At 72.7% G+C, this 12,018-nt stretch carries 14 protein-coding genes and 1 pseudogene; 9 read left to right on the forward strand and 6 right to left on the reverse strand.

What is annotated here, in order from left to right; translation table 11 throughout:
- Nucleotides 1-34 precede the first annotated feature (34 nt).
- Nucleotides 35-697 (forward strand): lysophospholipid acyltransferase family protein, encoded by a 663-nt coding sequence (locus ACFO0B_RS10530; RefSeq protein WP_378612193.1) that lies wholly within the window; start codon nt 35-37, stop codon nt 695-697.
- An 80-nt stretch (nt 698-777) separates the two neighbouring features.
- Entirely contained in the window at nt 778-2,964 is a 2,187-nt protein-coding gene (locus ACFO0B_RS10535; RefSeq protein WP_378612194.1) for a molybdopterin-containing oxidoreductase family protein, read from the forward strand.
- Here the strand turns inward: ACFO0B_RS10535 and ACFO0B_RS10540 are convergent.
- On the reverse strand, nt 2,949-3,692 hold the full coding sequence (locus ACFO0B_RS10540; protein WP_378612195.1) for an amidohydrolase family protein: 744 nt from the start codon (nt 3,690-3,692) through the stop codon (nt 2,949-2,951). The genes ACFO0B_RS10535 and ACFO0B_RS10540 overlap by 16 nt on opposite strands.
- A 9-nt stretch (nt 3,693-3,701) precedes the next feature.
- Entirely contained in the window at nt 3,702-3,905 is a 204-nt protein-coding gene (locus ACFO0B_RS10545; protein ID WP_378612196.1) for a hypothetical protein, read from the reverse strand.
- A 124-nt stretch (nt 3,906-4,029) separates the two neighbouring features.
- On the opposite strand from ACFO0B_RS10545, the gene ACFO0B_RS10550 reads away from it, so the two are divergent.
- The 3 genes from ACFO0B_RS10550 to ACFO0B_RS10560 all read left to right on the forward strand — a co-directional run bounded on the left by ACFO0B_RS10550 (nt 4,030) and on the right by ACFO0B_RS10560 (nt 6,476).
- Nucleotides 4,030-5,193 (forward strand): phosphotransferase family protein, encoded by a 1,164-nt coding sequence (locus ACFO0B_RS10550; protein ID WP_378612197.1) that lies wholly within the window; start codon nt 4,030-4,032, stop codon nt 5,191-5,193.
- Nucleotides 5,194-5,277: 84 nt separating this feature from the next.
- Nucleotides 5,278-5,883 (forward strand): ClpP family protease, encoded by a 606-nt coding sequence (locus ACFO0B_RS10555; RefSeq protein WP_378612198.1) that lies wholly within the window; start codon nt 5,278-5,280, stop codon nt 5,881-5,883.
- Nucleotides 5,880-6,476, forward strand: a complete 597-nt coding sequence (locus ACFO0B_RS10560; RefSeq protein ID WP_378612199.1) for a ClpP family protease — start codon at nt 5,880-5,882, stop codon at nt 6,474-6,476. Before ACFO0B_RS10555 ends, ACFO0B_RS10560 begins: the two co-directional genes overlap by 4 nt.
- A gap of 29 nt (nt 6,477-6,505) precedes the next feature.
- Here ACFO0B_RS10560 and ACFO0B_RS10565 read toward each other — a convergent pair whose 3' ends face one another.
- Nucleotides 6,506-6,823 carry a helix-turn-helix domain-containing protein gene (locus ACFO0B_RS10565; RefSeq protein ID WP_378612200.1) on the reverse strand — a complete coding sequence of 106 codons (318 nt, stop codon included), beginning with the start codon at nt 6,821-6,823 and terminating at the stop codon, nt 6,506-6,508.
- A gap of 241 nt (nt 6,824-7,064) precedes the next feature.
- Between ACFO0B_RS10565 and ACFO0B_RS10570 the strand changes: the two genes are divergently transcribed.
- The 3 genes from ACFO0B_RS10570 to ACFO0B_RS10580 are packed head-to-tail and all read left to right on the forward strand — an operon-like array spanning nt 7,065 to nt 8,888.
- The gene (locus ACFO0B_RS10570) at nt 7,065-7,628 is read left to right on the forward strand and encodes a hypothetical protein (protein ID WP_378612201.1); all 564 of its coding nucleotides are present in this window, start codon (nt 7,065-7,067) and stop codon (nt 7,626-7,628) included.
- Between the two features lie 22 nt (nt 7,629-7,650).
- Nucleotides 7,651-8,109, forward strand: a complete 459-nt coding sequence (locus tag ACFO0B_RS10575; RefSeq protein ID WP_378612202.1) for a PPOX class F420-dependent oxidoreductase — start codon at nt 7,651-7,653, stop codon at nt 8,107-8,109.
- Nucleotides 8,106-8,888 (forward strand): ABC transporter ATP-binding protein, encoded by a 783-nt coding sequence (locus ACFO0B_RS10580; RefSeq protein ID WP_378612203.1) that lies wholly within the window; start codon nt 8,106-8,108, stop codon nt 8,886-8,888. The genes ACFO0B_RS10575 and ACFO0B_RS10580 overlap by 4 nt, the downstream gene beginning before the upstream one ends.
- Nucleotides 8,889-8,898: 10 nt before the next feature.
- Here the strand turns inward: ACFO0B_RS10580 and ACFO0B_RS10585 are convergent, their stop codons facing one another.
- The 3 genes and pseudogenes from ACFO0B_RS10585 to ACFO0B_RS10595 form a co-directional block, all read right to left on the reverse strand.
- Entirely contained in the window at nt 8,899-9,099 is a 201-nt protein-coding gene (locus ACFO0B_RS10585; protein WP_378612204.1) for a hypothetical protein, read from the reverse strand.
- Nucleotides 9,100-9,292: 193 nt separating this feature from the next.
- Nucleotides 9,293-10,174 carry an alpha/beta fold hydrolase gene (locus tag ACFO0B_RS10590; protein ID WP_378612205.1) on the reverse strand — a complete coding sequence of 294 codons (882 nt, stop codon included), beginning with the start codon at nt 10,172-10,174 and terminating at the stop codon, nt 9,293-9,295.
- 126 nt (nt 10,175-10,300) lie between these two features.
- Nucleotides 10,301-10,396 (reverse strand): annotated as a pseudogene (locus ACFO0B_RS10595) (aldo/keto reductase); the annotation flags it as partial.
- Between the two features lie 573 nt (nt 10,397-10,969).
- On the opposite strand from ACFO0B_RS10595, the gene ACFO0B_RS10600 reads away from it, so the two are divergent.
- Nucleotides 10,970-11,851: an SDR family NAD(P)-dependent oxidoreductase gene (locus tag ACFO0B_RS10600; RefSeq protein WP_378612206.1), complete on the forward strand. Its 882-nt coding sequence runs from the start codon at nt 10,970-10,972 to the stop codon at nt 11,849-11,851.
- The last annotated feature ends 167 nt before the right edge of the window (nt 11,852-12,018 follow it).

Raw genomic sequence — 12,018 nt, forward strand, 5'->3', positions numbered from 1 at the left:
CAGCCTAACCGGCGCCGGCCGGGGAGGAGTGGCTATGACGCGCGAGCAGGATCGGCGGCGCCCGGTCGGGCTCGGTCTGCGGGCCTGGGTCACCACGAAGCTGGTGCGCCGGGTGCTGCGGTTCCTGGCCTGGTCGCGCCTCGTCCGGGTGACGGTGATCGACCGCGATGCGGTCCCGGTGCGCGGCCCGGTGCTGGTGGCGAGCAACCACATCTCCATGCTGGACGCGGTCTTCCTCTGGGGCGCGCTGCGCCGCCGCGCCATGGCGGTGGCGATGGCGGAGCTGTGGACCTGGCCGGTGGTCGGGGTGCTGGTGCGCGGGCTCGGGCACATTCCGGTGATCCGCCGCGACCCCGACTCCGGCCGCGCGGCGCTGGAGCAGGCCGAGTGGGTGCTGCGCCACGGCGGCGTGCTGATCATCTACCCCGAGGGGCGCTGCGTGCGGCCCGGGGAGGTCGAGCCGTACAAGCCGGGCGTGGCGAAGCTCGCGCTCCGCACCGGGGTGCCGATCGTCCCGGTCGGCACCACCGGCACGAACGACGTGCTCCCGCTGGGCGGCGCGGACGGCAGGGGGCGCATCGACCGCACCCGCCCGGTGACGATCCGCTTCGGCCCGCCCATCGATCCCGCCGGCTTCGATTCGCCCGAGGCGCTGCTCACCCACCTGCGCGAGCGCATCGAGGAGCTGCGCGGCTGACCACCCCTCGACAGACGGCCGGATCCCTCGTACCGTTCCGAGAACGGAACTCTCCTCCAAGGAGAACGTAAGGAGCCGCCGTGGCCGCCGAGCCGATCCCGCAGACCCGCTACACCTTCTGCCGCTACTGCCCGGCGGCCTGCGGGCTGAAGGTGACCGTCGAGGAGAACCGGGTGCTCACCATCTTCCCGGACAAGCAGAACCCGCACAGCTGGCGCGACTTCTGCGGCAAGGGCCGCACCGCGGGCAAGCTGGTCGAGCACCCGCGCCGCATCCTGACGCCCATGCGGCGGGCCGGGGACGGGTACGTCGAGGCCACCTGGGAGGAGGCGCTCGCCGATATCGCGGCCAGGATGACCGCGCTGGTCGCGCGCGGCGGGCCGGACGCGGTCGGCGCCTACTACGGCAACCCGGCCGGCTTCTCCACCTCGAACCTGGTGTTCATGAACGCCTGGCTGGACGGGATCGGCACGCAGAACCGCTACGCCGTCGGCTCGGTCGACCAGAACGCCGCGCACGTGGTGGCCGATGCGCTCTACGGCTCCCCGATCATGATCCCGACCTCGGATATCGACCGGTGCGACTACTTCCTGCTCGTCGGCGCCAACCCGGCGGTGAGTGCCTGGAACTGGCTGGAGTCGGCGCCCGGTGGCTGGCAGCGCGCCCTGGAGCGGCAGCGCGCGGGCGCCCGGATCGTGGTGGTCGACCCGCTGCGCACCGAGAGCGCCGACCGCGCCGATCTGCACCTGGCCGTGCGGCCGGGACAGGACTGGGCACTGCTGCTCGCCCTGGTCGCGGTGATCCTCGGCGAGGGGCTCGAGCACCGCGGCGACTGCGCCGGCCTGGTCACCGGCCTGCCCGAGCTGCGCGCCCTCGTCGCCGCGGCCGACATCGACGACCTGGCCGCCCGCTGCGACATCCCGGCGCCGCTGATCCGCACGGTGGCCAGGGATTTCGCCGCCGCCCCCGCCGCCATGGCGGTCACCCGCACCGGGACCGCGCTGCACACCTCGGGCACCGTCGCCGAATGGCTCGGCCACGTCCTCAACCTCGTCACCGGCCGCATGGACCGCCCCGGCGGGCGCCGCTTCGAGCCGGGCATACTCGACGCGCTGCGGATCACCGCGCTCGCCCCGGCGACCCCGCACCGCAGCCGGATCGCCGGACGCCCGCTGGTGGCAGGCGCGCACGCGCTGAGCGAGCTGCCCGCCGAGATCACCACGCCCGGCCGCGGGCAGCTCCGCGCCCTGGTGCTGAACTGCGGCAACCCGGTCGTCTCCGGCCCGGACGGCGCGGCACTCGACGCCGCGCTCGCCGACCTGGAACTACTCGTCGCCATCGACGTGGTGCAGCGGGAGAGCCACCGGCACGCGCACTGGCTGCTCCCCGCCACGCACTGGCTGGAGCGCGACGACCTGCTCGCGCTCACCAGCGGCATGCACGACGAGCCCTTCGTGCACTACGGCCGCGCGGTGCTGCGCCCGCCGCCGCAGGTGCGCGAGGAGTGGCGGATCTTCCTCGATCTGGCGCTGGCCATGGACGTTCCACTGTTCGGGGCCCGGGGGCTGAACGGCTTCGTCCGCGCCACCCGCCGGCTGGCCGCGCGCACCGGCCGCCCCGGGCTCGCGTTCGGCGCGCACTGGGTGGACCGGCTCATGGTCGCCTCCGCGCGGCGCTTCGGCGGGCGCAAGCCCCGCTGGCGGGAGATCGCCGCCGCACCGCACGGAATCGTGCTCGGCCCGCGCGAGTACGGGCACTTCCGCAAGGCCCTGCGCACCGAGGGCAAACGGGTCCGGATCGCACCGCCGGAATTCGTCACCCGCACCCGCGAACTGCTCGCCGAGCCGGTGCCAGCGGCCCCGCCGGGGTTCCCGTTCCAGCTCGGCAACCGCCGCCGCAGGCACTCGATGAACTCCTGGCTCAACGAGATCCCCGGCCTGCACCCCGGCGGCAAACGCAACGACGCCCTGCTGCACCCCGACGACGCCGCCGCGCTCGGCATCGCCGACGGCGACCTCGTCCGGGTCAGCTCCCCCACCGGCGCCATCGAGCTGCGGGCGGCGCTGAGCGACCGGCCGCGCCGCGGCATCGTCGTGGTCGACCACGGCTGGGGCTCCCGCGTCTTCGACCCGCGCGGTGGCGCGGGCCCCGAGGTGCACGGCGCCAACCGCAATCTGCTCGCCGACGCCACCGTCGACCCGCTCTCGCAGACCGCGGCGCTGAACGCGGTCCACGTCGCGGTCGAGCGGGTTCAGCCGAGCCGGTAGAAGGCGGCGGCGTTGTCCCACAGCACCGCCGCCGCGTGCGCGCCCGCCACCTCGGCCACCAGGTCGAGATCGGCGTCGGCGAACGGCCTGCGGGCCCGGGTGGACGGCAGGTCGGTGCCGGCGAGCAGCGCGGACGGGTCGACCTCGAGCACCGCGCGCATCGCCACCGCCGGATCGAGCTCGACCCGCCCGAACCCGGTCGCCTTCACCTTCACCCCCCGCTCCACCAGCCGCAGCAGCTCCGGCACACCGTCCGCGTGCAGCCCGAGGTGGTCGATGCTCACCGCGGGCAGCGCCGCGATCGTGCCCGACAGCTCCGCCAGATCCCGCGCATCGATGTAGAGCTCCGCATGCCACCCCGCGACCTCGTGCGCCCGCCGCGCCAGCCGATCCAGCTCGGTGAGCGCCGCCGATCCCCCGCGCCGCACGTTGAACCGCACCGCCCGCACCCCCGCCGCGTCCAGCTCCGCGATCTCCGCGTCGGTGACCTCGGCCGGAACCTGCGTCACGCCGACGAACCCCGGCCCGAGCTCGTCCAGCGCAGTCCGCAGATACCCCTGGTCGAAGCCCTGGAACGAGCCGGATACCACCGCGCCGCCCGCGATCCCGAGCCCCGCGACCCGCTCGCGGTATCGCGCCGCGGTGAACTCCGGCGGCAGGTAGCCGTCGTTCTCGGTCAGCGGGAAGCGCGGGTCGACGATGTGCAGGTGGGCGTCGAAGATGCGCATCCGCTCACCCTAGGGCGCGTCCGCGGCCAGGAGGACGTGGAAGGTGGTGGCGGGGCGGGCCGGTGAGCCGTTGTCCTCGCCACCGGCCTCGGCGACGCGAACGGGCGAACTACACGCCGCCTGCCCGCGCATGGACCACATCGGCGCCGCCGCCCGGACCGGGAGCACAGCGGTCCCGGGCAGGCCGTCCGCCTGGTCACCCCGGCCCCGCACGGCGCCGAATCCGGCACCGGCACTGCACCTTCCCGACAGCGCGGGGTCACACGCCGCCCCTCTCCGGTCGAAACTCGTTAGGATCCCTCGAGAGTTGCAAGCACGGAGACGAGACAGGACAGACGTGACGATTCCCACCCCGGTGGCGACGGCCATGAGTATCGGCATGGGTGTGCGCGAAGCACTGCGCGCCGCTTTCGACCGGAGCATCGGCGTCGGCGCCGACATCCCGCTGAAAGCCGAGCGGATCAAGCCGCGGTGGCTGGAGCAGGTGCTCGGACTGCCGGAGGGCAGCATCACCGCCATCGAGGTGCTCGACGAGCACTCGGGCACCGCGGCGCGGGCCCGGATCGCGGTGCGGAGCACCGCGGACATCCCGGAGCATCTGTTCCTCAAGCTGCCGCCGGCGAACTACCTGCAGCACGTGATGATGAACGTGTTCGGCATGGGCATCAAGGAGACCATCGCCTACCGGGCGCTCGGCGACGAGCCGCCGGTGCGGGTGCCGCGCTGCTACGCGGCGAAGGTGTCCGGGTTCCGGAAGCGGTCGCTGCTGGTGCTGGAGGATCTCTCCGAGGTGGCCCGGTTCCGCACCGTGCTCGATTCGATCAGCGACACCGAGGCCGAGGCCCTCGTCGACGCCTTCGCCGACCTGCACGCCGCCTTCTGGGGCACCGACCGCTTCGGCACCGACCTCGCCCCGCTGGCCGAGCGCACCACGGCATCGATCCAGCTGGCGAACCTGATCCGGCGCCGCTTCCTGGAGAAGATCAACGGCCATGCCGCCGAGCTCGTCCCGGCGGAGATGCAGGCGCAGTGCCGGATCTTCTACCAGCGCGCCCCCGAGATCGACGCCTTCTGGGCGTCGGTGCCGCAGACCCTCATGCACGGCGACCCGCACCTGGGCAACCTGTACTTCACCGACGCGGGCCCCGGCTTCCTGGACTGGCAGATCGCGACCGCGGGCCCCGGCATCAGGGACGTCGCCTACAGCCTCACCGCATCGATGGAGCCGGAGCTGCTGCGCAAGGTGGAGCGCGGGCTGGTCGATCGGTACACGGCCCGGCTGGAAGCGGCCGGGATCGACGTGGACGCCGAGCGGATGTGGACCCTGTACCGCGCCGCCACCACCGAGTTCTACCTGAACGCGGTCTGCACCGCGGAGGCGAGCGACCGGATGCAGCCGCTGGAGGTCTCGGCGGTCGGCGTGCAGCGCGCGGTCGCCGCGGTCGCGGCGCACGACGGGTTCGGGCTGCTCACCGAGCTGATCGACGCGCGGAAGAACTGAACCGCCCGCCCGTGCTGCTGCGAGCGGATCTGCTCAGGGCAGCACGGGCCGCGGAAACCGTTGCGGCTGCGGCACGGTGGAGCCATGGCACACGACGACAAGATCCCGATGTTCGATCGGCGGGCCCGTGAGCAGCTGCTCGCCCGCCGCATCGTGGTGCTGGACGGCGCGCTCGACGACGACAACGGCACCCTCCTCATGACCCAGATCCTCACCCTGGCCGCGGAGGACGCGCGGGCCGGGATCGCGCTCTGGATCCACTCCCCCGGCGGCTCGGTGCCGTCCATGCTCGCCATCAGGGACGTGCTCCGGCTCGTCCCGTGCGAGGTGAGCACGCTGGCGCTCGGCTTGGCGTGCAGCGCTGGGCAGTTCCTGCTCTCCGCCGGCTCGCCGGGGCGCAGGTACGCGCTGCCGCACGCACGCATCCTCATGCACCAGGGCTCGGCCGGGATCGGCGGCAGCGCGGTCGAGGTGGAGGTGCAGGCCGAGGATCTGCGCTACACCGTGGAGACGGTGCTCGGGCTGATCGCGGCCGACACCGGCCAGCCCTACGACCGGGTGTACGAGGACTCGCTGCACGACCGGTGGTTCACCGCCACCCAGGCGCGCGAGTACGGCTTCATCGACCACATCGTGGAATCGTTCGGGCAGGTCGTGCCGGAGCGGCAGCGGGTGGGGATCACGTCGTGAGCAGCTACACGATTCCCAACGTCGTCGCCTCGCACCCGCGCGGGGGCGAGCGGATCACCGACATCTACTCGCACCTGCTCAGCGAGCGCATCGTCTACCTGGGCACGGTGATCGACTCCGGGGTCGCCAACGCGCTCATCGCGCAGCTGCTGCACCTGGAGTCGGAGAACCACGAGCAACCGATCCAGCTCTACATCAACTGCGAGGGCGGCGACCTCTCCGCCATGCTCGCCGTCTACGACACGATGCAGCACATCAACGCCCCGGTGCAGACCACCTGCGTCGGCCAGGCCATCGCGGTCGGCGCGGTGCTGCTCGCCGGCGGCCGACCGGGCGAGCGCAGCCTGCTCCCGCACGCGCGGGTGGTGCTGCACCAGCCCGTCGCCAGCGGCCGCGGCACCATCCCGGACCTGATCATCCAGGCCGACGAGCTGGTCCGGATGCGCACCGACATCGAGGCGATCCTGGCTCACCACACCGGCCAGCCGGTGGAGCGGCTGCGGCACGACACCGACCGGGACCGCGTCTTCACCGCGAGCGCCGCCGTGGAGTACGGGCTGGTCGACCGGGTGCTGCCGCCCAGGTCGCGCTAGCGCCGCGCCGCATCTCGCACGGCGCGGCGTCAGGCGGCGCGCAACAGGGCGGTGGGCGCGGCGGCCGGGCGGCTCAGCTCGCCCGCCACCGCGCCCGCCAGCTCGCCGAGCGAGGTGCCGAGCGCGCCCGCCAGCGCGGCGATCATCTCGCTGGAGGGCTCCTTGCGGCCGCGCTCGACCTCGGACAGGTACTGGGGGGAGATGCCCGCGCGCCCCGCCGTCTCCACCAGGCGCTCGCCGCGTTCGGTGCGCAGGGCGCGCAGGCGTTCGCCGAGCACCTCGCGCCACAGCGGTTCGGTCTCGGCCCGCCCGCCGGGGATTACTCGGAGTCCGTGATGCTCGGTCATAGGTCGAGGGTAGAGGTGGGGGTGCCCGCTGCCCCGCACTGTTTCGCGGACAGCGAAATGCGGTCAGCTCCAGCCGGGGGTGAAGGGTTCGATCGGTGGAGGTTCGGTTTCGGTTCCAACCGACCGCCGCGACCGCCGCGACCTCCGGGAGCGACCGCTGGACCACGAGTGCCGCGGCGAGCAACCGCGACCCACCGGGGTGTACGCCCCGGAGCTGGATGTGGTCGGCGCGGTCGCATCGGTGAGCGATCCGGTCGCGGCGCTCGCCGACAGCCACACCGGCGGCCGGGCGCCCGCCATGCCGGTGCTGGTGGTGGTGGTGCACGGCGTGCACGACGAGGTGATCGGGGCGCGCTCGGCCCCGGCCTGCGCCCGCGTGCACTACCTGCGCGACCGGCGCGGCACCGGTCCCGTGCTGCGGTACCTTGCGCTGCCGGTGATCGCGGACTGGCTGGCGGACCGCTTCGCCGACCGCCCGCCACCGCCGCCGGGGACAACGACGGTGCGGTCGGCAGCCGGGCTGCGCGGGCAGCTGGAGTTCGCCGCGCTGCCGGCCAGGACGGTGCTGGGGCGCCCGCTCCGTGCCACGGCTAGGCTCGGAGGGACCATGACCGACGATCCCGTGGCGGCGTTGCGCCGCTGGACCGATTCCGGCGGCACCTGGCAGGTGGTCGGCGGGGGCGCGGGCGCGATCACCGTCGCGCTGCTGCCCTGCACCGGCGGCGCGGAGGTCGACCGGCTGGTGTCGGACGATCCGGCGCTGCGCGCGTACCTCGGCGGCCGGACCCGCAGCGAGGATCACTGACCGTTCCCGGAAGGACGTCCCCGTGCCCCGTATCGCCACCGCCGACGTGGTGCCGCGCCCCGAGCTGCTGGAATTCCTGCGGCCGCGGCACCACGCCCTGCTCAGCACGGTCCGGGCGGACGGGCGGCCGCAGATCTCGCCGGTCACCTGCGGGGTGGATCAGGACGGGCGGATCGTGATCTCCACCTACCCTGGCCGGGCCAAGACCAGGAATCTCGAGCGCACCCCCGCGGCCTCGGTGCTGGTGCTCTCCGACGAGTGGGACGACGCCTGGGTGCAGGTGGACGGCACGGCCGAGGTGCTGCACATGCCGGAGGCGCTGGACGGGCTGGTCGACTACTACCGCTGCATCGCGGGCGAGCACCCGGACTGGGACGACTACCGCGCCGCCATGGAGCGGCAGAACAAGTCGCTGATCCGAGTGACCATCGAACGATGGGGTCCGATCGCGACCGGCGGCTTCCCGCCCGAACACGCATGAGCGACATCGTCCTGGAGCTGGCGGACGTCACCTTCCGACGCGACGGCAGACAGATCATCGACGGCATCTCGCTCACCGTGCGCGAGGGCGAGCGCTGGGCCCTGCTCGGCCCGAACGGCGCGGGCAAGAGCACGCTGCTCGGCTTCTGCGCCGCCGTCACCTTCCCCACCACCGGCACCGTCGACGTGCTCGGCCGGCGCATGGGCCGGGTCGACCTGGCCGCGCTGCGGCACGGCATCGGCCACGTGAACCCCAGGCACCCGCTGCGTTCCCCGCTCACCGTGCGCGAGGTGGTGCTCACCGGCATCACCGCCACCGTCGACACCCCGATGCGCTGGCAACCGAGCGTGGCCGAGGTGGCCCGCGCCGACGCCATGATCGCCACGGTCGGACTCGCGCCCGAGGCCGACCGCACCTGGCCGGTGCTCTCGCAGGGCGAGCGCGGACGCGCGCTCATCGCCCGCGCCCTGGTCGCCGAGCCCCGGCTGCTGCTCTTCGACGAGCCGACCACCGGCCTCGACGTCGCCGCGCGCGAGCAGCTCCTGGCGACCATCGCCGGGCTGGACCGCACGCACCCGGGGGTCGCCGCCATCCTGGTCACCCACCACCTGGAGGAGCTGCCGACCACCACCACGCACGCGCTGCTGATCGCCGACGGGCGCGAGGTGGTCTCCGGACCGGCGGCCGCGGCGATCACCACCGAGACGGTCTCGGCCGCCTTCGACCACCCGGTCGAGGTGCGGCACGAGGGCGGCCGCTGGACCGCGCGCTCGCACTGACCGGTCGCGGTCAGTCCGCGAAGCCGCTCCCCCGCGCGGCCAGCTCCTCGGTCAGGATCCGGATCGCCTCGGGCCCGACGCCGTGGATGGCGCGCAGCTCCCGCGCGCTCACCGCGCTCAGCTGCCGGTAGCGGGTGTAGCCGTGCGCGGTCAGCTCCCGGCGCGCCACCTTGCCGATGCGCGGGGTGAGCTCGCTCGGGTCCTCGGTCACGCCACGATGGTAGAGCACTCGAATCGCCGCGAATTCATCTCCCGCTGAACACAGTCTGCGCAGCTCACCGGCGGTGGAGATCGAGCGCGGCGCCGAGAGCTCCACCCGGCCTTCGCGCTGCTTCCGGCCGCGCGGCCTGTCGCGCGGAAGTCCGATCCGGCCGCCTGACCCTGATCCGGGCGAGCGGGCCCGCTCAGGTCCTGGCTTGCTCGTGGCTCTCGACGAAGGCGAGGAAGCGCGGGACGACCTGCTCCGGATTGGCCCAGAGCAGGTCGTGGCCGACACCGGGCATGATCTCGGCCTGTGCCCGGGCGATCCCCTCCCGCGCCCGGGCGGCGCCGGACTCGGGGTCGGCGACGATCGTCTCCGCACCGAAGAGCACCAGGGTGGGGGCGTCGATGGCGGCCAGTTGCGCGTCGGTGAAGGTGCGGTCCCACGGCATGGCCATCCGGAATTTCGTGATGGCGCCTGCCAATTCGATGCTCGCGTCGTCCATGACGTAGCGCGGCATGAGCCACCGGTTGAGCTTCCGCATCCGCTCCGGGGTCGGGTTGACCCCGGACACGATGAACTTCGCCAGCAGCCCGAGCCGCGGGCGGGCGAAGGTCGATGCGCTCGGCTCGAGCAGGGTGAGGCTGGCCAGCCGGTCCGAGCGGTGCACCGCGACGGCGCCGGCGAGCCACGCGCCGAGTGAGTTCCCGGCCAGGTGCACCCGCCCCACGCCGAGCCCGTCGAGCACCTCGGTGAACCAGGCGGCGATATCGGCGGTGTCGCGCACCGGGGCCGTCTGGACGCAGCGCCCCGCCCAGCCGATGACGTCCGGCGTGTAGACGACGTGATCGCGCGCCAGCTCCTCGATGAACGGGTACCAGACCTGCCCGTTGCCGCCGATGCCGGGCAGCAGCACGATCGGAGCGCCGTCCCCCGCCCCCGACTTCCGCACGTAGGTGCTTCCGAACGCGGTCGGCACCTGGTGCTCCGTCGACGGCACCGGCCAGCGCGCGGCCACGGCCGCGTAGGCCGCCCGGAACCGCGCCTCGCTAGCCGCACTGCTGAACCTGCCGATCCTCGCCATGCTCTCCACCCTCCCAGAGTTGTTAATATGAACGTACCACATAAAGCGATATGTCCGTATCAAGGCACGAGAACAGGCCGGAGCCCGGTCCCGTGCACACCGTGCTCGTCGATGAACGCGAGCTCAGATGGCGACGTAGTCGGTGCCGAGGTCGCGCGGGCTGTGGTCCAGCGAGGTCAGGATGGACTTGCGCGAGCCGCCCCTCAGGTACGGGCTCGGGCCGGCGAGGCGGGCCAGGATCGGCGTGATCGCCGCGCGGCTCCCTGCCACGGTGAGCGGTTCCGCGGCCGGATCGGGTTCGCCTTCGGCGCACGGTAGTGCGGGGCTCCCGCCGTCTCCGGTCACGGGGGGCCGGCGAAGACGGCGCGCAGGGTCGGGTGCGATTCGCGGCGTACGAGCGCTGAGACCACCCGGTCGATGGTGTCGCGCACCGCGTCGGCGCCGCCGACCGGGGCCGGCAGGACCGCGTCGAAGCCGGCGGCCCAGGTGGCGAGCTCAGCAGGGTCGGTTGGCCTCGGTGAGCCCGGTCAGAATTCCGGCGGTGGCCGACTTCCCGGATCCGGATTCGCCGACGACGGCGACTTCGCCGGCCACGGCTTCACCTCGCCCGACTCCCGATCCTGCCAGGTCAGCCGGTCCGCCAGGTTGTTGGTGACCTGAAGGTCCGGCGCTGTCCGGGAAAGTTGACCATTTCGCGGTAGGCGTGACGACGGGTCAGCTCAGCGTGATTCGAACTCCGCGACCGTGGAGCATTGCTACATTCATCGCCATCGGCCGAGTGCTCAGGGGGCGCCTGTGTCCACCATCGTGATGACCGGCGGGACGTCGGGTATCGGTGCCGTCGCCGTCGAGCGTTTGCGGGGTGAGCACCGGGTGGTGCTCGGGGCTCGGCGCCCGCCGTCCGGGGTGGAGTCGCTGCCGTTGGATCTGATGTCGCTGGCGTCGGTGCGGACGTTCGCCGCCGGGGTGCGGCATCGGCTCGGGGCCGAAACGATCGATGCGCTGGTCCTGAACGCCGGGGTGATTCGGCCGGATGCCGATGGGCGGACAGAGGACAGGTTCGAGACCACCTTCGCCATCAACCACTTGGCGCATTATCTGCTGCTACGTCTCCTACTCCCCGCCCTCGCGCCGCGGGCGGTAGTTCTGCTGACGACCAGCGGGACCCACGATCCCGCTACCGAAGCGAGGCTAGAGCCGCCGCGGCACGCCACCGCCCGACTGCTCGCCGACCCGGCTCTGGATGATTCGCTCCCCGCTCGGGCCGGACAGCATGCCTACACCGCCTCCAAGCTCTGTGCGGTCCTCACCGTCCGCTACCTCGCCGCGGAGTACTCGAATGTGCTGATTCCCATCGCGTTCGATCCGGGCCAGGTATTCGGTACCGGTCTGGCGGGCGGTCTGTCGCTGCCGCTGCGAGTGGCGTGGAAGGTGCTCGGCACGCCCGTCGGGTGGCCACTTCGGCAGTTCCATCCGACGATGAACACCGTGCCCGCTGCGGGGGAAGCGCTGGCGCTGCTCGCGTCGAGTGCTGTCGAGCCAGGCCCGGGGCAGAGTTATGCGGCGGTGCGTAGAGGAAAGCTGGGGTGGCAGGAGCCTTCGGGGCTGGCGCAAGACGTGGAGGCCGGGGTGGAGCTGTGGGAAGAGAGCGCCCGCCTGGTGGGGCTCGAACAGTGAGAGGATCTCAGAGCGAGGATCACACGGGCCCCCGGAACTCACTGCGCTACCGCTTGCATCGGTGACAGTCTCGGCGTCGTCCGAACGACCACCTACCGGCGCGTGGTAGCAGCGGATCTCCCCGGAATCTGCGCGATCGAGAGCGCGCAATTCGGCTCGAATCCCGA

The organism is Nocardia jiangsuensis, from assembly GCF_042650385.1.
In the GTDB taxonomy this organism is placed as follows: domain Bacteria; phylum Actinomycetota; class Actinomycetes; order Mycobacteriales; family Mycobacteriaceae; genus Nocardia; species Nocardia jiangsuensis.